The organism is Celerinatantimonas diazotrophica, assembly GCF_004339545.1.
GTDB classification, from domain to species: Bacteria; Pseudomonadota; Gammaproteobacteria; order Enterobacterales; family Celerinatantimonadaceae; genus Celerinatantimonas; species Celerinatantimonas diazotrophica.
Genome location: NZ_SMGD01000011.1, coordinates 87,164 through 109,908, shown reverse-complemented (window position 1 = coordinate 109,908; position 22,745 = coordinate 87,164). Strand labels below are relative to the sequence as shown.

The following is a 22,745-nucleotide window of genomic DNA, read 5'->3' as shown; positions in this document are numbered from 1 at the left end:
TTAAGCGAGATTAAATGGTGATGAGTAGAGTGCCATAAACTTCAATAGCTCCTAACCTTGTTGATTACTATAAAGCTGCTGATTTGATATTACCTTAAGCAGTCCATAGAATGAACGAATGTAAAGGAGAATTAGAACTAATTCCCTTAGCATACTCGCACTGTCGTCTAATTAATTTGAGTAAATCCTATGAAGCAACGGTATGTGGCCTTACCTGACTCTTTATATCAAGTCATTCAACCCAGCAAGGTCGAAGATCCTAGCCTTTTGCTATTTAATCAGTCGCTGGCAGCAGAGCTGGATTTACCACCCCAACTGCTGGGCAAAGATGCGGCAGAATATTTCTCGGGGAATCAGCTGATAGCGCCACAATTAAGTCTCGCGCTTGGTTATTCTGGACATCAGTTTGGATCTTATAATCCCCAGTTGGGTGATGGTCGTGCTCATATGCTTGGGCAAATCAACGGTTATGATTGGCAGCTGAAAGGCTCAGGTTTAACAAAATATTCCCGTGGTGGTGATGGGCGTTGTGCTCTTGGGCCTGCGGTGCGCGAATACATCATGAGTGAAGCGATGCATATTCTTGGGGTTCCGAGTATGCGTACACTCGCTGTGACCACAACTGGGGAAGCGGTGTATCGACAGCAACCTGAAGTGGGGGCGGTCGTCAGTCGCATCGGTCGCAGTCATCTGCGCATAGGCAGTTTTCAATACGCTTCTTCTTTAGGTGTGATTAAAGAACTGGCTGATTTTGCCATAGGCCAACTTTGCCCTGAAGTGCTGGATGCTGACAATCCTTATCTGGCGCTTTATCAAACGGTTCAACGTACTCAGATTAATACCTTAGTCCACTGGTATCGGGTTGGTTTTATTCATGGCGTTATGAATACCGATAATGTTGCTTTAAGCGGCGAAACATTCGACTTTGGGCCCTGCGCCATGTTGGGTGAATATAAGCTAGAGCAGGTTTATAGTTCAATCGACCAACAAGGCCGCTATAGCTTTGATAACCAAAAAGGGATCATGCAATGGAATCTGGCGCGTTTTGCCGAAACGTTGATTCCTCTGATCTCTGAAAATGAACAAGAAGCGATTACTGTGCTAACGCAAGAACTGGAAAGTTTTCCAAACGCGTTTGAGCAAGAGTATGCCAAGATGTGTGCCCATAAATTGGGGTTTGATCAGAGTGACCATCCTTTGATTGCTGAGTTTTTTGAGTTATTACGAACTCATGCATGGGAGTACACTCAGATTTTTAATCAGCTCTATGATTGGCTTAACGGCGATAACGTTCAATTACCGGATGAATTATCCGACTGGTCACAGCGGTGGCAAGATGCCATTAATCACCAGCAGGCTTTGCTGCTGATGAGAACTACAAATCCTAAAGCCATCCCTCGAAACCACGAAATCGAAATGTTAATTGATGCTGCTGAAAATGATCAGAAAGATATTCAGCAACAAATAGATAACTATTTCAACCACTTAAAAGGTAACGTGGTTCCAGGTACGTCGTGGGGGAATCCTAATATTGAATTTGATCATCACTATCAAACCTTTTGTGGCACTTAAACAAGGGCTGATGATTGACCCATGACATCTAAGTTTGATTAAAACCCGATATGTACGGCAAGAACATTTAAAAGTAAGTTAGATTGTGACTGTGGCAGCATAGCCGTTTGGTGATTATAACTGACTAAAATATAAGCTTTTGTGTACAATGAAGAGAAAGGCAGTGGGTCCCCTGGTAAGTTACTGATCATGTTATTTTGTTCTTTAAGGCGATGGAATGTTGTTTTCAGTCGCCATGCGATTGTCGCCTACCAATAGTAGAGGAGAGGACGGATGGCCAAAGTTGTATCGGTGAGTAAAAGTCACAAGCATGTGTTTTCAAAAGAGACAGTTAAGTCAATTATGCTGATTCAAGGTGAAGGTGTTGAGGGGGATGCGCATCAAGGGAAAACGGTTCAACATCGTTCCAGAGTCAGAGCTAACCCGACACAGCCGAACCTTCGTCAGGTTCATTTAATTCATCATGAATTATTCGATGAACTCTATGCCGACGGATTTACCGTTGAACCGGGCTCTTTGGGTGAAAATATAACGACTCAAGGTCTCGAGTTATTATCTCTACCTAAAGGGACTATTTTAACGTTTCCAAGTGGTGCTCAAATTGCAATAACTGGTCTGCGCAATCCTTGCTCGCAAATTGAACACTTTCAAAACGGGTTGTTTGATGCGGTATTAAGCCGTGATAACTCGGGGCGCTTGGTTCGCAAGGCGGGTGTTATGGCTATTGTGCTAACCGCAGGGCAGGTCAATAGTGAAGATGATATTGCTGTCACTTTTCCTGAACAGCCCTTTGAGCCTCTTCGAGTGGTTTGAATAAAAAGTTTAGAGACGTAGTGAGCGAGCCTTGCTTTGGTGTGCAAAGAAGATTGCCGTGAATTCTGGTTTTCCTCTCTTTAAGATGAATCATTGTTTTTTAAGTCATCGGGATTGTATAAATACGACGTTTGCCTAGTGGATAGGCCATGTTAAGCTCAAACCCCGCAACAAAAAATATATGAAGGGATCTGAATTGATAAGTTCTATAGCGGTTGAAACCGAGCGGTTAATGATGGTTCCTATTACAATTAAAGAACGAGCCTTGTTTGAGCGATTGCAGACGGATCCTGCCGTGATAGAGCTATGTTTCGACCGACCAAGTGATGCGCAATTAGATGCAAAATTTCGTTCAAAATTAGTACCTTGGCAGCCTAATCAAGACAACTGGCTTTGTCTGGTGATGACCAATAAAGAGAGTCAACGAGCCGTTGGAATCACTGGCTTTTCGCTTTGTGAAGGTGTGGCTGAAGTCGGGTATTTGTTATTGCCTGAATTTCATGGTCAGCATTATGGTAGTGAATCATTGCAGGGATTAATAGATTGGGCTGTGAGTGAACATCAAATTTATGAGTATCAGGCGGTGGTCACACAAGGTAATATTGCTTCTGAACGCGTTTTGCACAAATGTGGATTTCGACTCGAACAGGTTAGAATGGATGCTTATCAGATTGGCTCAAAATTATATGACGATCATATCTATCGATTGTCGTTCAACCAAAGTGTTTAAAATAAAGGGACTCAGGGTGCTGTGATGCAAAATATTTTAATTTTGGTTGATGTCCAAAATGTCTATTACACGACGCGGCAAACATTTGCTAAGAACTTTAATTACAATAAGTTTTGGTCGCAAGTGACGCATGCTCGTCATGTTGTCAAGGCGATTGCTTATGCCGTGGATAAAGGTGATAAAAAGCAGCAAGAATTTCAGAATATTTTACGAGCCATTGGTTTTGAAGTGAAACTCAAGCCATTTATCCAACGTGCTGATGGCTCGGCAAAAGGGGATTGGGATGTCGGGATCACCATTGATGCGCTCGAATATTCCGCGCCAGCTGATGTCGTCGTATTAGTTTCTGGAGATGGAGACTTTGCCATATTAGCGGAGCATTTGCGCCATAAAAAAGGTAAACAAGTTGAGGTTTATGGTGTTGCTCATTTGACGGCTGCGGCCTTGTGTCATGCAGCTGATCGATATATTCCAATTGATAAAGAACTGTTGCTCAATTAATCGGCCAATAACCCCCATTGATTGCTTTGAGGGTAAGACAGGCAGTGAATATCCCTTTTGTATTTCTTGCTATTGCGGCAGACTTTTTAACAAAAGCCCGGTAGGATTGCCTCAAGGATAGCTTTGGAGAGATTGATGTCTGACCAACACGTTCGCTGGGCAATCGCAGGCCTTGGTAATATTGCCCACCGTTTTGTCAAAGATCTACTTAAACACGTTCCTAATGCTCGATTAGAAGCCGTGGCCGCTCGCCAATTGTCACGCGCGAAGCAGTTTGCCCAAATTTATCAAAGTCCCAAATATTACGGGTCATACCAGCAACTTGCTCAAGATCCGGATGTTGATGCGGTCTATATTGCCAGTATTCATCCACAGCATCGGGTGATGGCCAAAATTTTTTTAAATCATGGCAAGCACGTTTTAGTAGAGAAGCCGGCGTTTACGACAGTTGCTGATTGGGACGCAATGGCAGCTTTGGCGCAGAGTCAAAAACGATTGTTAGTTGAAGCGATGAAGTCAGTGACATTTCCGGCTTATCGGCAATTCAAAGAGTTTATTAAGCTTAACCAGATTACCCTTGACTCCATCGAAGCCAGTTTTGGCAATGCCAATCCATTTGATGCACAAAGCCGATTATTTGATCCGCAGTTGTGCGGTGGGGCAACGCTCGATGTGGGCGTCTATCCTCTATGGCTGTATGCTGATTTGTGCGCATTGATGGGAATTTCGCTCCCAGAACCTGTCGTTACTCATGTTCAGAGCAACCCTAAGGTTCGTGTCGATGCGACGGTTGAATATCGTTTTTCTGGCGCTATTCGCGGTTTGCTCGGCGCATCGATTAGCACTGATTTACCGCGTCAGGCCAGGATTAAGGGGCCTGATTTTACAGCGACTATCCATGATAAATGGTGGAACCCGAAAACGATAGATATGATCTATCGGGGGCAAAACTATCAAATTGTCACCCCTGAACGGGGCGGCGGTTTTGAATATGAGATTGAACATATTTCATCACTTATTTTAGCCGGTCAGGAGCAGTCAGATCTTTTGCCTGGAGCAACCACCCGTAAGGTTATCAATTCGATGCAACAAGCATTAACCTCAATTGGCTTGCAATCGTTATTGCAGGTAAATTAGGCCGAATATTGAGGTTATATCCAGTCATTTTGTTTAAAGCGATCTTTTTTGTTAACGCATGAACTTTGACGCAGATGGATCGTTGCTTCAGTAATCATAACTTTCTGCTCAATGGCGATGCCATTGATAGACTGTTTAATCACTTTAAAGATATCTTCGGCCAATTCTATCAGTGGTATATCTGCACTGCTGATACTCGGGTATAAACTCTGAGCAAGATCATGGCTGCCAATACTGGCGATGGAAAGGACTTCTGGGATCTTTATTTTTCGGCGGAAAGCTTCGCAGATTAGGGCATTGACCATATGCATATTACCACACAGTATTAGTTCGGTGGTTGGCCAGCGTAGCAAGATTTCAGGCAATAGAGATGATGCTTTGGTATAGGAAAAATCTTCGGTTAGGCTCAAAGTTTTATCTGGATTTAACCCATAGTTAATCATGGCACGTTGCCAGCCAATTATCTGCTGCTTACTCTTCCAGTTCTCATGGTTCTCACTGATAAAACAAATTTGTGAATATCCCTGCTTAATGTGTTCACAAGTCAGTTCGTAAATTGTTTTTTGCTGAGAAATACCAATATTAATATCGATGGGTACGGGAGTTTGCGAGAGTATTTCAATGACTGGAATATTTAAGTTTTTCAAAAGGGTGACGGTTTCACCATTATGTGGAGCAGACGATAAAATAACAAATTCGGGTTTGAGTAACGCAAGTGTTAGTAACTTATTATATTCTTCATTACTATTGGTGATTGATGCATCAATAATAAAATCTATGTTAGCTGCTGTTAGCAATTTTTTTAAGGCTAAGAATAGTTGACTATAAGATAGATAATCAGAGGCATAAATTAACATTAAGCCGGTTTTGTGCTCCGATTGATTATGAATAGGAATTTGATATCCCAACTCTAAAGCAACTTTCTCGATTTGCTCACGCAATTCTGCTGAGACTTTTTCTGGGGTACGAAAAGCTCTGGAGACAGTCATGCTGCCAACACCTACAATCTTGGCAATATCGGCCAAAGTGACATTTTTTTTTCGATTCAGTTTTTTATCTTCCACAGGGCATCTCACAACTTTAGAGAATATGATATGTATATCACATATCTGATATAAACAGGGTGATTTATGTTATAGCTAACACAAATCATACTATTTTAGTGACTTTGGTCACAATAAATACTGCATTCGCCGTTAATAATGTTAAAAAGACGTTATTAAGGACACCTTATGCTGACTTCTATTTTACCTAAATCAAGAATTGTTTTAATTGATTCTGTAACCGACTGGCAAGATGCTGTCAACTTATCTCTACAACCGTTATTAGATGATGGATGTATTAATGAATCTTATAAGCAAGCTATTTTTAGAATGCATCATGAAATAGGGCCTTATTATGTGTTAGGCCCCAAAATCGCCTTGCTCCATGCTCGTCCGGAAGATGGTGTCAATCAGTTGTCATTGGGCATGACCATTATTAGAGATGGCGTTTGTTTTGGCTCTGAAGATAATGATCCCGTTTATTTGATTGTGACGTTAGCGGCAACGGACAAAAACTCTCATATCGATATTATTGCGAGTGTCTCAGAACTTTTTTTAAACGAAGAAGATATAAACCAGTTAATTAAGTGCAAAGAAGTTAATGAAGTCTATTCCATTATAAAAAAATACTGAAAGAGGGAACCGTTATGAAAATTACAGTTGTTTGTGGAAATGGGTTGGGTAGCAGTCTGATGATGGAAATGATGATAAAAAAAATATTGGATGCTGAAAATGTTCAATATGACATTGATCATGTCGATTTATCATCTGTGCATGGCACTCGTTCTGACATTTTTATTGGAACAAAAGATATTACTAGTCAGTTTTCCACTGATTCTGGAGTCGTTGTATCGCTTGATAATGCAGTGAATCAGGAGGCAATGAAAGAGAAAATCTTAGCGGCCATTGACCAGCTTAATTCATAGGAGGGTAGGATAATGGGCTCATTTTTTCACTTTATTATTTATGACGTCTTATCGGTTCCTGCGGTGTTGGTCGGTTTAATCGCTCTGATTGGTTTGGTCGTACAGAAAAAATCAATCGATGAGTGTATTAAAGGGTCAGTTAAGACCACTATGGGCTTTTTGATCATTGGTGCTGGCGCAGGAATTGTCATTGCATCACTGGGAGATTTTTCGAAAATTTTCCAATTTGCGTTTGGAATTCATGGGGTCGTTCCAACGAACGAAGCAATTGTTGCCATTGCCCAGAAATCCTTTGGTAAAGAGATGGCATTAATTATGTTTTTTGGGATGATCGTCAATATTATTATTGCGCGGATTACTCCTTGGAAATATATTTTTCTGACCGGACATCATATATTGTACATGGCCGTGATGATCGCTGCTATTTTAACAGCAGCCGGCATGAGTGGCGTGTCTTTGATTGCGCTTGGTGCCGCGGTGCTGGGGGTGATTATGGTGCTAATGCCCGCTATAGCACAGCCTTATATGCGTGAAATCACTGGCTCAGATGACATTGCACTAGGACATTTTTCGACTATTTCATATGTGTTATCTGGGTTTGTTGCTAAACGCGTTGGCAACAAAGCCAAATCGACAGAAGATATTTCGGTACCAAAATCGCTAATGTTTTTACGTGACACGCCGGTTGCTATTTCCTGTACGATGGCTGTGATCTTTTTAGTGTCATGTGCTTTTGCAGGCAAAGATTATGTCAATGGCGTGAGTGGTGGACAGTACTGGGTTGTATTTTCGCTGATTCAGGCTATCACGTTTGCGGCTGGGGTTTACATCATTCTGCAAGGGGTTCGGATGTTAATCTCTGAGATCGTCCCTGCGTTTAAAGGGATCTCAGATAAATTGGTCCCCAATTCTAAACCAGCACTGGATTGCCCTATTGTTTTTCCTTATGCTCCTAATGCCGTTTTAATTGGTTTTATTAGCAGCTTTACTGCTGGATTAGTGGGGATGTTCATCTGCTATATCACCCATATCACCGTTATTATTCCAGGTGTCGTGCCGCACTTTTTCATTGGCGCGACAGCGGGAGTTTTCGGTAATGCAATGGGAGGACGTCGAGGTGCAGTTATTGGCGCATTCTGTGAAGGACTCTTGATTACCTTCTTACCAGTCTTCTTATTGCCCGTACTTGGAAACCTTGGTTATTCGAATACGACTTTCAGTGATTCTGATTTTGGTGTGGTTGGTATTTTACTGGGCCATATCGTACAAGTTTTCCATTAACTATAGTGAAAACAATCTATAAGCCTGCCATGCTTCATGGTAGGCTTTTTTGCGATAAGCGTATTGCAGTTGGATTGATCTTTAGCTTTTTATATCTGATGACTCACATACTATCATAGCCAAATTAGGGCGCGATAATATTGAATCTTCTGCTCAGTATTTAGCTTAGATCAGCGAAACCCTACCTAAGCTACGTAAAATGGCCTGCCTAATAGAGTTATTCAGGTGTGGTTTTGTGAGTTGTAGTCAGTTTGAGTTACTTGCTCCTGGTGGAGATTTAGAGTCGATTAAAGCGGCTATTGTCGCCGGTGCCGATGCAATTTATTGTGGCTTAGAGCGTTTTAACGCGCGTTCTAAAGCCTCGAATCTATCTTTCGATGAACTGAAAATAGTATTAGCGATGGCCCATCGGCATGACTGTAAGGTTTATCTGACCCTTAATATTATTTTGCTTGAAAGTGAGATTCGTGCGGTTGTTCGGTTGCTCAATAAACTGGTTCATACCAATCTTGATGGCATTATTATTCAAGATCTCGGGTTGGGGTATATTCTGAAAACGTATTTCCCGATGCTAGAGGTCCATGGTTCCACACAACTTAATACCCATAATGAAGGACAACTGGATTTTTTAGCAAACCTTGGCGTGCATCGGGTGAACTTATCGAGAGAGCTTGATTTAGCGCAGATTACTTCGTTAAGTGAATATGGCAAAAATCTCAATATACAGACTGAAGTGTTTGTTCATGGTTCGCATTGCATTGGTTTTTCAGGCTTGTGCTACATAAGTTCAGCGCGTAATGGCGCCTCAGGTAATCGTGGTCGCTGCAGCCAGCCTTGTCGTGATCGGTATCAAACCACGCAAGTGGGGGTAAATTTTCCGCTTAACCTTAAAGATATCAGTGTATTTGATAAATTCGATCAACTTGCTCATTCAGGCGTTTATTCGCTGAAAATAGAAGGGCGGATGAAGCAATCTCACTATGTTTATAACGTGGTTGAAAAGTGGCGCGAGCAGATTGATCATTTTGAGGCGAATGAACCTCTAAGCTGTGATTTAACACCTTTGTATCAGGTTTTTAATCGCGATTTTTCAGCTGGTTACTTAAACGGTGAAATCTCCAAGCTGATGTATATCGATGATCCACGAAACCATGCGCCTTATTATTTTGCGGCGCAGGCTCAGGCAGTGACTGAGGATGAACGGTATCAGATTAAACGGCAGGTTTATGATGACAACACTCAGATTATTCAAGCCATGCAGACACAGATTCAACGCCTTGAGCATCAGCAATATGAGCCTGAGCGAAAGCGACATAAGATTGCTGATATTCGGGTGCCAGTGATTAAACGCGATTATTCGCGAAAAATTGAATCCCCTCGGCTCAATATTTTAATCTCGCAAATTCAAGAAATTGAGACTTACGCAGACATTGATGCAGCGCTGTATTATCAGCTACCCAATGCATTGTATAGTCGTGTTGAACAGCTTATTGAGTTGTTCAAAACTCATACTATGCTGATTCCGTGGTTTCCTGCGGTGTTAATGGCGCAAGATTACAGTGCTGCAAAGCGTTTTTTAAGCGAAGTTCAGCCTGCTTTTATTGTGACGGATAATTCTGGCGTTGGTATGTTTGCCAAGACGTTAGCAATCGATTGGATAGCGGGCCCTCAAATGAATTTGAGCAATTCATATGCCTTACTTTGTTTACAGCAGGAATATGGCTGCAGTGGTGGGTTTATTTCTTCTGAAATTTCAGCGCGGCAGATGAAAACAATCGCTGCTACTAATGAGTTCCGGCTGTGCTTTAATATTTACCATCCGCTGAATTTACTGACCTCTCGGCAGTGTCTATTTCAGCGAACGATAGGATGTCGTAAAAAACAGATCACCCGAAGTTGTCTACCCAAATGCCAAAAACATGCCGATATTATAAATCTCAACACTCAGGCGTATATCATTGATAAACAACCAGGGGAATATAACTGCCTTTATCACCCTTATCATTATTTAAACTTAGCATTATTCGATGAGGTGGATCATTTGTATTCAGATCTGTTTATTGATCTGAGAAATATTCAAACTCAGACCCAGCTAAAAATAGACAAACACGAACTTGCCCAACAGTTTGCTGCATTTTGCGATGACCAGCAGCGTGACAAAGCCCGGCATATTTTATCAAACAGTGTTACCCCTACTACCCATGCCCAATTTATTAATGGTTTGTAAAGGCCCGTGCTGATCAGCCTCCTTATATAAAATTAGTTTGGCCTTATGCCGGTTAGACTAACTCTTGGTGATTACAGGCAGTGACCCATCATGATATTGATGGCGCCGTTGCCAGTTGTCATCATCCATCAGGTAATCACTAATATCTCATTTTATTTCGCGAAAAGATAAATTACTCATTTTAGTATCTATTTGGATTATAAGCTGTGGAACTCATCGGCTAAACAAATAAGCAAAAATCTCGGCGATTCATTCTCACTTTAAGGCACATCTTATTTCTGCTTCCTCGAGGATGAAAAATGATCTGTATTCATCATTGCTTTTTGTCATCATCTTCTTCCTTTTATGGTGAACAGAGCTAAATTTTGGCGGAGTGACAGAATAAGGATTAGAATAGATACAAAATTAACAATTTGTTAACAATTAAAAAAATTATGTGATATTAATCACAATATATGCCTGTGATTAAGATCTATTTTATTCATTGATTGTTTTTTGATCTTATTTTTATAGATATTCATCACAAAAATTCATTATTAAGTGTTTAACAATCAAACCATGACAAAATAAGGAGAAACCTATGAAAATTGGTATCGTGATTAGTGGCGGAGATGGCGCCGGTATCAATAACTTTATATTTCAGGTGGCTAGACTGTCAGGTGCTGATATCACCATTTTTAATGGCGGCATACACGGGTTGCTTAACGGTAGCAAGATCGATATTAGCTATCGCGATTTGATTGACTACTCAATTTCTTCAATGCCGATTATTTCATCAGGTCGTTCAGAGCGGTATTTAAATCCCAAAGAGTATGACCTTATTGCGAGTCGTTTGAAGAAAGAAAAAATATCCGTGCTTATTTTGGCTGGTGGTGATGGTTCGATGAAATTTCTTCATCAACTCAGTCAATACGGGGTGAACTGTTTTGGCGTCGGAATGACAGTTGATAATGATTTGGCAGGATCTGAATATACAATTGGATTTTCAACTGCTTGTGAAGAAGTTTTACATGAGGTCACAAAATTAAGAAATACCGGTCGGGCTTTGCCGAATCGAGTATTTTTGGTTGAAGTGCTTGGTGCATATTGTGGGGAACTAACACTCCAGTCTGCGATAAAATCTAATGCTGATTTTGCACTGATTCCTGAGTATATAATTCCGACTGAAGAATTAGCCAACCGGGTTAACAATAAGTTAGCCATTCAAAATAGCGTCATTATTTTATGTGCTGAAAGTTATACCCATGAATATACTCCAGGATTTCAAGGAGCGATTGATACAGTTGCAGAACAACTAGAACCTTTAATTGGTATTAGAATAAGAAAAACAACATTAGGTTTTGGTTTAAGAAATGGAAATCCGACTACGGAAGAAATTTATCAAGGTACGATTGCTGCTAGTGAAGTTGTACGTTGCATTAAAAGTGGAATGACTAACAAAGTCATCGTTATCAACGCTAGTAATAAACCAATACCCGTTAACCTTAACACGATGCAAAACCGGATCATTGATAAAGAAGGTCACTATTTTAAACTGGCAAAACAATTAGAGATCATATAAAACATAGTGTGACATAAGGAGGATTGCTATTTTAATTTATAAAAAATACTTATAAGTCATATTGAAATGCAGTATGACTTAAGAAAGGAAACTATTTAAATTTTTAAAATAATTAAAAAATATAATATGACATAGTGAAAGATAGAACATTAAGAGGGATTAACTCATGACTTATAATATATGGTGTGTATGCGGTTGTGGTTTGGGCTCTAGCTTTGCGTTAGAAATGACAGCAAAGCCCATATTAGAAAAACTTGGTATTGATTTTAGTTTAAACCATACAACTGTATCTGAAGTTTTAGCACTAAAGCCAGATGCGATTATTACCTCAAGTTCATTCTCTGATGCAATCAAAGCAAGTGCATCTCTCGAGGATGCTGAAAAAATAATTACTATTCAAAAATTCACAGACAGTAATGAAATGGAAGAGAAATTAAATAAATTCTTTAACCATAAGTAATAACATTTCTCTACTTATTTTATTTATATAACCTACAACAAACATAGCTTAATAAAAAATTAAGCTATGGGTACCCTATTCATTTTTAATGGAGCGCATATTATGAGCGCCTTTTTTGAATTTATTGTCAAAGACCTATTAGGTCAGGCATCGATACTGATTGCATTTATTGCAATGATCGGCTTGATTTTACAGAAAAAAACATACGGTAAAACTTTCGAAGGTACATTTAAAACCATGCTCGGCTTTTTAGTCATGATGGCTGGTATTAATATTATTGTCGAAACCCTCACCTTTTTAAACCGAATATTTACCACGGGATTTGGGATGACGGGTTATATTACTGATGTTGCAGCCATTGCCGGTGTTGCTAACAAACAGTTAGGCAGTGAAGTTGCTTTAACACTCATCGTGATATTTGCTACCAATATACTGATTGCCCGATTTACGCCATGGAAATATATATTTCTCACCGGTCAGGCGCTGTTATGGATGAGTACCATTGGTGCAGTCATTGGCTATAAAGCTGGGCTAACCGGACTCCCCCTGATTCTGACCGGCGGGATCTTTGGTGGCATTATGGCTGTCGCGATGCCCGCTATCGCACAACCTGTTGTGCGGCGCATCACAGGAAACGACAGTATTGCACTAGGGCACTTCTGCACTATTGGTTATATGGTTCAGGCCGCGGTGGCCAAAGTTGTCGGCAAAAACTCCAAGTCAACCGAAGACATCCAACTGCCCAAAGCATTCTCTTTCTTGAATGACACCTACCTGTCAATGGCCGTGGTGATGATCCCGATGTATCTCATTCCTGCAATTGCAGCTGGCCCAGAATACATTGCGAAATATTCGAACGGAGTGAACTACTTGATGTATGCATTCATGCAGGCGATGGTGTTTGTCGCTGGCGTCTTTGTCCTGTATTCCGGGGTTCGCTTGTTACTGCAAGAGTTAGTTCCTGCATTCCAAGGCATCGCGATGCGTTTGGTACCCAATGCAAAGCCTGCATTAGATTGTCCGGTGCTGTTTCCTTATGCACCCAATGCCGTCATTTTGGGCTTCCTGTCCACCACGGTGGGCACTGTGATTGGGATGCTACTGTTCCCAGTATTCGGACTTGCCATGATCCTGCCAGGATTATTAACCAACTTCTTCGCCGGTGGTACGGCTGGTATTTTCGGTAATGCGATAGGCGGCAGACGTGGAGCAATTATCGGTGGCGTAGTCCACGGTTTGTTCATCACTTTTTTGCCCGCAATCCTAATTCCGCTTCTTGAATCCTATGGATTTGTCGGTGTGACCTTCAGTGACTCCGATGTCATTTCATCAGGTTTGCTGCTCGGTAACGCCTTTAACGGCAATTGGGGATTTGTGGCGACATTCATCGTGTTTGTCATCGCGATTACCTATTTCGTGAACAAATCACTTTCTCGCTCTGAAGATAACAAGGATATCACCAATGAAACTGCTTAATTTCAAAGAACTCTTGCCTATTGCACAACAGCGTGGTTTTCATGCTGTGGGGTCATTTAACGTGCACTGTATTGAAATGCTTCCCGCTTATTTCGAAGCAGCGCTCGATACCAACTCACCATTGATGCTCCAAATTTCAACCGGGACTGCGGAATATTTAGGTCGCGAGTTACTGGTGGCCTCAATCAAAGCCTTGGCGCAAACGCATGATGTGCCAACCTGTTTACATCTGGATCACTGCTCCAATATCGATGACATTAAAAAGTCCATCGACAGTGGTTTCAGTAGTGTGATGTACGATGGCTCTCATTTGCCACTTAATGAAAATATCGCCAATACCAATATCGTCATTGATTATGCCCGTCAGTTTAATGTCACCGTCGAGGCGGAATTAGGTGCCATTGGGGGGGCGGAAGATGGGAAAGCCATTGCAGATAGTGGCATCGCTTTTACTTCGGTGTCAGAGGCCACGCAGTTTGTCAGTCAGGCTGACGTCGATATGCTGGCGGTCAGCATTGGGACGGTGCATGGTTCCTACACGGCTAAAACCAATATTCAGCACGCACTGTTGGAAGAGATCCATAAAGCTGTAGACAAATCACTGGTTCTCCATGGTGGCACTGGCGTCAGTGATGGAGATATGCGTGATGTCATTCGTCACGGCATGGATAAGGTCAATGTCGGCACCGAGATGAATGTTCAGTGGGTCAAACACTGCCAAGATACGTTCTCGAGCGGCAAAGTCGATGACTCAGTGCGTAAGTTTTTTATTCCGGCGCGCAAAGCAGTCAGAGAAGTGATTGCTGAGAAAATGCGCTTATTCTCTTAAATTAATTATATGGCTTACAGCCCCGCTTCGGCGGGGCAATTGAGGGGGCACGTATGCAATTTTTGAAAAAGTTATTCGCTAATCATACAGATCATCATGCAGACAAGCAGGCCACTCAAAGTCAGGCCGATGCGATACATCAAGATATTCTGCAACTGGAAGAGCGTTATGCCGCAGAACCGGATGATGTCGCTCTCCAGCAAATACTGTTGGTGAAATACACACAAGCAGCCTCAGTTTATTCGCAAGTTCCGTCATACAAAGATAGTGTCAACGATGTATTTAACAAAATGAATGAGCTGAGAAATACGGCGCGAAAAAATTTCTGAAAAGGAAACACTATGCTGAAAGAGCTTTTAGTTGAAGCCGATGCAATCCAATTACAAGTGGAAGTGAAAGATTGGCAAGATGCTTTCGATATCGCAGCTCGCCCACTGTTAGAGCATCAGTTTATTAATCTTGCTTATTTAAATGCGATTAAAACCGCGACTGAAAAAACCGGCCCATATTACGTTTTCGAAGACGAAAGGTTTGCATTGCCACATGCACGACCTGAGGACGGTGTGAACCGGCTTGGTTTTAGTTTAGTGACACTCAAGCATCCAATTACCATTCAATCAAGCCCTGAAGTTGATTTCATTATCATGTTATGTGCTTTAGACGGTCGAAGTCATATTGAACAGGGACTCCGACCGATTTTTGAACGGCTCAGTGATGAAAAGACGCGAGCGCAATTAAAACATGCGACCACGAAAGAAGAGGTGCTGAATTTACTATGAAAACTGTCATTCTTGTTAATGGAATTCCAGCTTCAGGCAAAAGCACGACAGCCATCAAAATTGCAGACTATTTTACATGTCCCTATCTGTCGCTCGATACCATTAAAGAGCCGTTTATGGAATTGTATCACGATGTGGACCGAGACTTTAATCGCAAACTCGGTAAGGCTGCTTATCAAGCGATTTGGAATACAATTGCTCAGTCCCCAGACGAATGTGTGTATGTAGTCGATGCCTGGTTTGGTTTCCGTCCCAAAAAAGAGCTACTCCAGTATATTGAGCAATCCGATGTTCACCATGTGATAGAAGTATGGAACCAAGTGTCACCGGAGACCGTCGTTGAACGTTATAAGCAGCGCTTACCCTACCGGAGGAAAGGTCATCCGGGGGCTGAATATTTGTCCGAACTTGAAACGTTAGCCCAGAAAGCCCAACCGATGGATATTGGGGAACTGATTTGGTTGGATCAAGATGATGCATCGAGTCACGCGAATCTGTTGCTGGAGGTCACCACCCTGATGGCAACTTTGTCCCCGGTCAAAAAAACATCAACTATTAAATGAACTATCGCTAAATGCCCTGCATCCGTAGGGCATTGACACGAAATAAGTTGACGGAGCAATCCACGCATCAGTTTTCATTACTAGGTCATATAGTTTTGTCGATATTGGCTTGGGGGACACCCGCTGGCAAGTTTAAAACAATTAGAAAAGTGCCCCAATGAACTGAAACCACAATCCCAATCATGGTAGCCCCGTTAAAATCGTCTCGTCACAGTTAATATAAATACAATGATATGATCAACGATTCACTATATATCATGACAATCCTTATATGGGGACCATCTGGTTTGCGATTGCGCTACAAACAGACGAAGTACCAGCTAGGTTTCTGTTTTTTATCGCTTTGTAATTGTTGCCTGTTTATTGATTGGCATCTAAAAAGTCAAAGCAGCACAGATTTGTGCTGCTGATGGATGCTATTTATTGGCTTGACCGATGCGATCCGTTTCTAAGATGGCTTCAATGAATTTTTCTTTAGTTGGGGTTCCGGGTGCGACTTGCCACTCAATGACTGATTCGGCTACGTTTGCGACGGTGGCTAAGTCATCTCGAGTTAGGCCGATTTCAGCCATCGTGGTGGGTAAGCCAAGAGATTTATTAAAGGCTGAAATACGTTCAAATTCGGCATCATTCTGATCGTATTTTAATAGACATAATACGCCAAAGGCGACGATTTCTCCGTGCAGATGGGATTCACAAGCACTAATGCGTGAACTGCCATAGTAAACGCAGTGTGCCAGTGAGCTGTTGTAGTAATATTGGTCTTGTTTTGGAATTTGCGAGCTAATATGAACTGCACAGTTTGATACAATCCCGGTCAACATCACAATATCTAATACAACTTCTTCAAGCTCGGCAGAGACTTGATTATGGCGGCAATCTTCCAGTGCTTTGTGAGCATGCTTAAGCAGTGGGGCTGTACAAGTTTTAGCAATTCCTAAGCCTAATGATGGCAAATGAGAGAGTTTCTTCTCTCGGCAGCAATATTCAACTTCGTACTCTTTACTTAGTGCATCGCCAATCCCTGCCCAAAACATTTCTGCAGGCGACTCGGCAATAATTCCGGTATGAATAAAAGTGTGCAGTGGTGGTTGATCTTCGTAGAAATATTCTTTAAATGAGCCATCACTGTTGTACATGACACTGAGCGATGTACATGCGGCACAGTTGGATGCAAGTGTTGGGAAGGTGAAAACAGGTTTATTGATTAATGACCCTAGGGTTTTTACGGCATCACAAGCTCGCCCGCCACCAACAGCAAATAGCATCTGTGCTTTTTGGACCTGTGGATGATTTTTGAGCTTTTCAACATTTTCATCGGTGGCATTTCCGCCATACCAAAGAAAATCCAGTAGGGTTAAATCGGAGCCTTGAATCGCTGTTTCAAGTGCTGATTTGGTTTTAGCTAGTGCTGTTTGGCCGCCAATGGCAATAGCTTTCGTTCCATAGGCTTTCGTTATTTCGGCAACTTTGGTGTAAGCATCTTCACCAACCGTATAGTTAGGAAGATAAATGGTCTGGTTTGACATCGTGTTCTCCTTGTTATTTCTTATTTTTTTGATGTGTTTTTTCCTGATTTGAATCGCCGATTAGCATCATTTTATGGAGGCGTTTATTGTTTAGTAAAACGTCTTTTCCGAGAACTAAGACTAAGCGAAATGAAACGGAAATTAGTTTAAGGAAATGATCAGAGCATTGTCCATAACTCTTGAATATGGCTTGTTGGTGTCATATTGGCTTAGATAGGGCACAAGTTGACTGGTTTTCCCATAAAAGTAAAAACCGTATAACAATCGCTACCAACTGACAAATCTTTTATAGAGCATTTTGAGTCAATCAAAGCTCAGAAAGGGAGATTGTGTTATTTTAGCTGGGAGAATTCGGTATTATAGCGCCGCTTTTTTATATCTGGTTTAGCAGCATAACCTATTAATAAGTATTAGAAATGTACCTAGGTTGGTGGAAATGATTGAACAGGCATTAAAGCAATATTTTGGCTTTGACCATCTCCGTGATGGTCAGCGTGAGGTCATCGACAATATCTTAAACGGCCAGTCAGCGGCCGCGATATTTCCAACTGGATCCGGTAAATCGCTCTGTTATCAACTAAGCTCGGTACTTTTGCCGCACCTGACATTAGTCATCTCACCTCTTTTGGCTTTAATCAATGATCAACTCAACTTCTTGCGTACAAAGGGGATCGCGGCCGCCAGTATTGATTCGACGCAAAGTCGAGAGCAGACCCAGCAGGTTATGAGACAAGCTCGAAGTGGTGAATTGAAGATACTGATGATTTCTGTTGAGCGCCTTAAAAATGAGCGGTTCCGTGAATTTATCTCTCAAGTTCCCATTTCACTGCTGGTGGTCGATGAGGCGCATTGTATCAGTGAGTGGGGGCATAATTTTCGCCCCGATTATTTAAAGCTACCTAATTATAAAGCCGAGCTGAGTATCCCTCAGGTTTTGTTGCTGACTGCTACGGCAACACCGGCGGTGATTGCTGATATGTGTAGCAAGTTCGCGATTGCGCAATCGACTGTCACTGTGACCGGATTCTATCGTGCTAATTTGCATCTCAGTGTGATGCCTTGTGTTGAATCTCAAAAAGAGGATGCTTTAGCAAGGCTAATTCAACAAGCACCGACAGTCGCAACCATTGTTTATGTCACTTTGCAAAAAACAGCCGAGCAAGTGGCTGAAAGTTTGATAGCTAAGGGTATCCAAGCCGTGGCTTATCATGCGGGCTTAAAGAATGATCTTAGGCAGAATATTCAACAGCAATTTATGCAGGGGAATGCCACTTGTATTGTTGCAACTATCGCTTTTGGTATGGGCGTTGATAAAGCGGATATTCGTCGAGTGATCCACTACGACTTACCTAAATCGATGGAAAACTATTCTCAGGAAATTGGTCGAGCAGGGCGCGATGGTCTTCCGGCTCAATGTATCTGCCTGGCAAATACGGAACATTTAAATGTGCTAGAGAATTTTGTCTATGGTGATACGCCCGAGCAGTCAGCTATCGAACAAGTGATTGATGAAATATACAGTTGTACTGAGGACTGGGAGGTGGTTTTAAACCAATTATCGCGAACGAGTTATATTCGTCAATTGCCCCTTAAAACACTATTGGTCTATCTTGAACTTAAAGGCGTGATTGCGTCTAGTTATAGCTATTTTGCCTCTTATCGGTTTAAGTTGATTAAAAGTGTCGACGCGATTGTTAGCCAGTTTAGTGGTGAGCGACAAACTTTTGTGCGAGCTATTTTTAACAGTGCGATTCAAGCCAGAACTTGGTATAGCTTAGATTTTGAGCAGCTGTGGCACCATAGCCACTCTCCTCGGCATCGTGTCGTTGCCGCACTTGACTATTTTCACGAAAATGGTTGGATTGAGCTACAAACCAAGCAAAGTACCGACGTCTATAAAGTAGTTAATCGTCAAATGCCTCGTGATGCCCTGACAGAGGAAATTTTCCAGCTTTTTAAGCAAAAAGAGCAGAGTGAAATCAGTCGAATTCACGCGATGGTGGCGTTTTTTCAAAGTTCACAATGCTTGAGTTTTCAATTAGCTCAGTATTTCTCAGACGAAAATGCACCACGCCATTGTGGCCAATGTAGCGTGTGCAAAGGACGCATTGCTAAGTTAGAACCTCCGCATTTGCCTGCCGTGACAGCGGCACAAATTAAAATTTGGTTGCAGCCGTTTATATCCGCGTGTCCTAACTCTGTCAGTAGTGATGCGCTCACCCGCTATTTGTGCGGTATTACCCATCCGCTGAATAGCGAACTAAAAGCGAATAAAATGGCAGGGTTTGCACGGCTGGAACGTTATCCATTTCAGTGGGTAAAAAACCAAGTGGACGAGTTATTAACTCACAATCCATTCGGTGACTGACGGCTGTTGATGGAGAGAAGTAAATCGGATCTGAGAGCCTTAAATAAGCACAAATGAGCAATTTTAAGTCGCATGATCGAGACTGTTACTTTTTATTATTCATTCTAGGAACTGTGATGAATAAATAGCCGATTTAGATAAATAATATATTAATTTCAAATAGTTATGTTAACTTTCTAACTTTTTAAGGAGCTTTTTGATATCTTTTTTCCTTCCTGTTTCAGCGATGATATGAGCCGGTGATATTTTTAAAGTGAGCGCCCGTTTTAAATAGGTAATAGCTTGTTTTTTATGGCCTTGCTGAGCTAAAAAATCAGCAAAAAAATAGAGAGTAGTTAAGTTATTTGGATGAATCGAAATCGCTTTTTTTAGATATTTTGCGGCTTTTTTATTATCCCCAAAACTAATGGGCCATCCTGGTGCACGATAGTAGAGCGCTCCTAACATGACGTATGAAGCACTATCTAGTGTGCTTGGATTAATACTGATGACATGTTCGATAAGATCTTTTGCTTGGCGGATTAATTTTAAAGGATCTGGGGCATCGTCCACGCCTGCAAGTGAAGCTAAATTGATAGCGAGCAAGAGTTGCAGGGTCAAATCTTTTTTATTTTGAGCCCGTAATTGCTTTATTCGTTTAATTAAGTGTGTATAACATTTTATCTGTTCAGTATTTGGGGATGCTTGGTATTCGCAGATCGCCCACCGCTTTTCGAGTGCCTCGGGGGAATAATTGGCACAATAGCCAGAAAAACTTGTTACTAGTAAAAAACTTAATAAAATTTTCATCTTCATGCCGCTTTCTCTCATTTCATGCTGATTTTTGTCAGCAGTTGTTATTATGGGATGTCAATGATGACATTAAGATGAAACACTCGAAGCCTTCGTTTTTAATATTTAAAAAGGCTTCGGGTTATCCTAAGGCTTGTTGCCTTTTTATCAGGTCAATTAGTGAACATAATACATGAAACATGTTTTATACTGTAGATAGAGTTGTATCTTAGTAAATGCTCAAAACCTTAAGACTCTTCGTGCATATATTTATCAAAAGCAGTTTTAAAATCTGGATGCCAGCGTGAGAGTGCTGGACGGTTTTTAATTATGTCGTCTTGTCCCCATTGGATCCGTTTTAAATCGGTCATATGATCGACCTCATTATCTGGACATAAAATATAAAAATCGTTTTGCGCCAAGCCCTGAAATAAATAATCAACAACTTGTTCAGGGCTCCATGCCCCATCAGGTTTTTCACTCATACCTTTTGCTTTGGTGAATCCGGTATAGGTAAAACCTGGGATCAGCAGATGGGCACTTATTTGTTCGGCACGCTGCTCGATTAACTCGTGAGCAACTGATTCAGCAAATGCTTTTAGACCAGCTTTGGAGACATTATAAGCGTAGTCCCCTGGGGGAAGGGTGATACCCTGTTTGGAGCCAGTGAAGATAATTGCTGCCGGTTGCTTATGGGCGATTAACTCGGGTAGAAAAATCTGGGTGATATTGATTGCGCCCAGTAGGTTGGTTTGGATTGTTTTTAGCCAGATCTCCGGTTCAGCAAACAGTTCGCCGCCACCTTCTCGTCCAGCGTTAGACATGATAATTGAGATCGTTCCCATTTGCTCAGCAAAGCGTTTGGCTGCTTCGACTTGGTTCCGATTCGCAACATCCACTACGAAGGTTTGAACATCAAGATTCTCTATTTTGAATTGCTGACGAGCCTGTTCAAGTGCAGCACTATTGATGTCGGTTAACAATACTTGCATTCCCTGTTGGGCAAATTTACGTGCAGAGGCAAGGCCTATACCACTGGCCGCTCCGGTTATCACTGCGACATTACCTGCTTTAATGGCTTGATGTGTCATGGTTATTTTCCTAAGTTGAATCAACTTCAGTTCGCCTGTTAAGTTATCAAATTAACTAAAGTTCGCCAATTGCTCTGCACATTTGTCAGGCCGATTCTGTTATAGTTCTATCACCATAAAGCAGCTTTGCCAGAGATGGCATGTAAAGAGTCAGGAATGAAACCGGAACAACCGAACAATCCATTACATGGATTAACACTTGAAAAAATATTAACCCGTTTGGTTGAACATTATGGATGGGATGGCTTATATCAAAAAATTAAGGTGAACTGTTTTGGCCATGATCCATCCATTAAATCTTCACTTAAATTTTTGCGCAAAACACAGTGGGCTCGCAGCAAGGTTGAAGATCTGTATCTGGCAACTTTTGTAAAATAGGATTTGACTCGCATTAATATAGCTTTCTCTTTAAATATCCAGCATATTTTAAAGTGAATAGCTATAATTTAGTCTCCAGAGGAGACAATATTCTATGAATGAGTTTGATAAAATGATTTCAGGGGATTTTTATTATCCCTATGATGACACTTTAAATAAGATGCGAGCCGATGCTAGAGCACTATTTGAAAAATATAACCAAACGAGCCATGAGCAATCCCAAATAAGAGAAGAGTTAATTAAAAACCTATTCGGAGCAATCGGGAAAAACTTTTTTATTGAACCTACCTTCCAGTGCGATTACGGAAAGAATATATTCATTGGTGATCACTTTTTTGCTAATTTTGGCTGCGTTATTTTAGATTGTGGTCGGGTTAGTATTGGTGATCATTGTTTTATAGGTCCTCAGGTTGGTATTTATACGGCATGTCATCCCCTTGCTCCGGCTAAGCGGGATAGAGTGATCGAGTTTACTAAGGCTGTAACGATTGGGAATAGTTGTTGGATTGGGGGGCATGCCACCATTAATCCCGGTGTGACATTGGGGAATAATGTAGTCGTAGGCTCTGGTGCTGTTGTGACCAAAAGTTTTGGCGATAATGTGGTTATTGCGGGGAATCCTGCCTCTGTGATTCGAACAATTACCGCGGACAAATGAAATACATACTTCTCGTTGCGCGTACCCGCCTTGGCAGGCTTAATTTGAACAA

23 protein-coding genes are annotated in these 22,745 nt (G+C 41.5%); 19 read left to right on the top strand and 4 right to left on the bottom strand.

Translation table 11 applies throughout. From position 1 onward, the window contains the following. Positions 1-189: 189 nt before the first annotated feature. The 5 genes from EV690_RS03590 to EV690_RS03570 all read left to right on the top strand — a co-directional run bounded on the left by EV690_RS03590 (position 190) and on the right by EV690_RS03570 (position 4,753). Entirely contained in the window at positions 190-1,572 is a 1,383-nt protein-coding gene (locus tag EV690_RS03590; RefSeq protein ID WP_131911574.1) for a protein adenylyltransferase SelO, read from the top strand. Between the two features lie 273 nt (positions 1,573-1,845). Then, entirely contained in the window at positions 1,846-2,385 is a 540-nt protein-coding gene (locus tag EV690_RS03585) for an MOSC domain-containing protein (RefSeq protein ID WP_131911573.1), read from the top strand. A gap of 181 nt (positions 2,386-2,566) precedes the next feature. Next, the gene (locus EV690_RS03580; protein ID WP_131911572.1) at positions 2,567-3,115 is read left to right on the top strand and encodes a GNAT family N-acetyltransferase; all 549 of its coding nucleotides are present in this window, start codon (positions 2,567-2,569) and stop codon (positions 3,113-3,115) included. Between the two features lie 24 nt (positions 3,116-3,139). After that, positions 3,140-3,616 (top strand): NYN domain-containing protein, encoded by a 477-nt coding sequence (locus tag EV690_RS03575; RefSeq protein WP_131911571.1) that lies wholly within the window; start codon positions 3,140-3,142, stop codon positions 3,614-3,616. A gap of 135 nt (positions 3,617-3,751) precedes the next feature. Then, entirely contained in the window at positions 3,752-4,753 is a 1,002-nt protein-coding gene (locus EV690_RS03570; RefSeq protein WP_131911570.1) for a Gfo/Idh/MocA family protein, read from the top strand. Positions 4,754-4,767: 14 nt separating this feature from the next. On the opposite strand, the gene EV690_RS03565 is transcribed toward EV690_RS03570, so the two are convergent. Further along, complete coding sequence (locus tag EV690_RS03565; RefSeq protein ID WP_131911569.1) at positions 4,768-5,817, bottom strand: LacI family DNA-binding transcriptional regulator; 1,050 nt, start codon at positions 5,815-5,817, stop codon at positions 4,768-4,770. Between the two features lie 168 nt (positions 5,818-5,985). Between EV690_RS03565 and EV690_RS03560 the strand changes: the two genes are divergently transcribed. From EV690_RS03560 to EV690_RS03510, 11 genes are all read left to right on the top strand, one after another. After that, positions 5,986-6,429 carry a PTS sugar transporter subunit IIA gene (locus EV690_RS03560; RefSeq protein ID WP_131911568.1) on the top strand — a complete coding sequence of 148 codons (444 nt, stop codon included), beginning with the start codon at positions 5,986-5,988 and terminating at the stop codon, positions 6,427-6,429. Positions 6,430-6,443: 14 nt separating this feature from the next. Next, entirely contained in the window at positions 6,444-6,722 is a 279-nt protein-coding gene (locus EV690_RS03555; protein WP_131911567.1) for a PTS sugar transporter subunit IIB, read from the top strand. Between the two features lie 12 nt (positions 6,723-6,734). Then, positions 6,735-8,003 (top strand): PTS ascorbate transporter subunit IIC, encoded by a 1,269-nt coding sequence (locus EV690_RS03550; RefSeq protein ID WP_131911566.1) that lies wholly within the window; start codon positions 6,735-6,737, stop codon positions 8,001-8,003. Between the two features lie 235 nt (positions 8,004-8,238). Further along, positions 8,239-10,230, top strand: coding sequence for a peptidase U32 family protein (locus EV690_RS03545; protein WP_131911565.1), 1,992 nt, complete (start codon positions 8,239-8,241; stop codon positions 10,228-10,230). Between the two features lie 580 nt (positions 10,231-10,810). Continuing rightward, positions 10,811-11,791 carry a 6-phosphofructokinase gene (locus tag EV690_RS03540; protein ID WP_131911564.1) on the top strand — a complete coding sequence of 327 codons (981 nt, stop codon included), beginning with the start codon at positions 10,811-10,813 and terminating at the stop codon, positions 11,789-11,791. A 166-nt stretch (positions 11,792-11,957) separates the two neighbouring features. Next, the gene (locus EV690_RS03535) at positions 11,958-12,251 is read left to right on the top strand and encodes a PTS sugar transporter subunit IIB (protein WP_131911563.1); all 294 of its coding nucleotides are present in this window, start codon (positions 11,958-11,960) and stop codon (positions 12,249-12,251) included. 102 nt (positions 12,252-12,353) lie between these two features. After that, positions 12,354-13,727 (top strand): PTS sugar transporter subunit IIC, encoded by a 1,374-nt coding sequence (locus EV690_RS03530; RefSeq protein ID WP_131911562.1) that lies wholly within the window; start codon positions 12,354-12,356, stop codon positions 13,725-13,727. Beyond that, on the top strand, positions 13,714-14,556 hold the full coding sequence (locus EV690_RS03525) for a class II fructose-bisphosphate aldolase (RefSeq protein ID WP_131911561.1): 843 nt from the start codon (positions 13,714-13,716) through the stop codon (positions 14,554-14,556). Before EV690_RS03530 ends, EV690_RS03525 begins: the two co-directional genes overlap by 14 nt. Before the next feature lie 53 nt (positions 14,557-14,609). After that, positions 14,610-14,885 carry a hypothetical protein gene (locus EV690_RS03520; RefSeq protein WP_131911560.1) on the top strand — a complete coding sequence of 92 codons (276 nt, stop codon included), beginning with the start codon at positions 14,610-14,612 and terminating at the stop codon, positions 14,883-14,885. 12 nt (positions 14,886-14,897) lie between these two features. Further along, a complete protein-coding gene (locus EV690_RS03515) occupies positions 14,898-15,335 on the top strand; it encodes a PTS sugar transporter subunit IIA (protein ID WP_131911559.1) in 438 nt (145 codons plus the stop codon). Beyond that, positions 15,332-15,898 carry an AAA family ATPase gene (locus EV690_RS03510; RefSeq protein ID WP_131911558.1) on the top strand — a complete coding sequence of 189 codons (567 nt, stop codon included), beginning with the start codon at positions 15,332-15,334 and terminating at the stop codon, positions 15,896-15,898. The genes EV690_RS03515 and EV690_RS03510 overlap by 4 nt, the downstream gene beginning before the upstream one ends. A gap of 416 nt (positions 15,899-16,314) precedes the next feature. On the opposite strand, the gene EV690_RS03505 is transcribed toward EV690_RS03510, so the two are convergent. Beyond that, complete coding sequence (locus tag EV690_RS03505) at positions 16,315-17,427, bottom strand: iron-containing alcohol dehydrogenase family protein (RefSeq protein ID WP_131911557.1); 1,113 nt, start codon at positions 17,425-17,427, stop codon at positions 16,315-16,317. 436 nt (positions 17,428-17,863) lie between these two features. Between EV690_RS03505 and EV690_RS03500 the strand changes: the two genes are divergently transcribed. Next, the gene (locus EV690_RS03500; protein WP_131911556.1) at positions 17,864-19,795 is read left to right on the top strand and encodes a RecQ family ATP-dependent DNA helicase; all 1,932 of its coding nucleotides are present in this window, start codon (positions 17,864-17,866) and stop codon (positions 19,793-19,795) included. Between the two features lie 168 nt (positions 19,796-19,963). On the opposite strand, the gene EV690_RS03495 is transcribed toward EV690_RS03500, so the two are convergent. Then, positions 19,964-20,584 (bottom strand): tetratricopeptide repeat protein, encoded by a 621-nt coding sequence (locus tag EV690_RS03495; RefSeq protein ID WP_165872651.1) that lies wholly within the window; start codon positions 20,582-20,584, stop codon positions 19,964-19,966. Between the two features lie 230 nt (positions 20,585-20,814). Next, entirely contained in the window at positions 20,815-21,657 is an 843-nt protein-coding gene (locus tag EV690_RS03490) for an SDR family NAD(P)-dependent oxidoreductase (protein ID WP_131911554.1), read from the bottom strand. A 156-nt stretch (positions 21,658-21,813) separates the two neighbouring features. Between EV690_RS03490 and EV690_RS03485 the strand changes: the two genes are divergently transcribed. After that, positions 21,814-22,035 (top strand): VF530 family protein, encoded by a 222-nt coding sequence (locus tag EV690_RS03485; protein WP_131911553.1) that lies wholly within the window; start codon positions 21,814-21,816, stop codon positions 22,033-22,035. Positions 22,036-22,129: 94 nt separating this feature from the next. Then, positions 22,130-22,693, top strand: a complete 564-nt coding sequence (locus tag EV690_RS03480; RefSeq protein ID WP_131911552.1) for a sugar O-acetyltransferase — start codon at positions 22,130-22,132, stop codon at positions 22,691-22,693. Positions 22,694-22,745 lie beyond the last annotated feature (52 nt).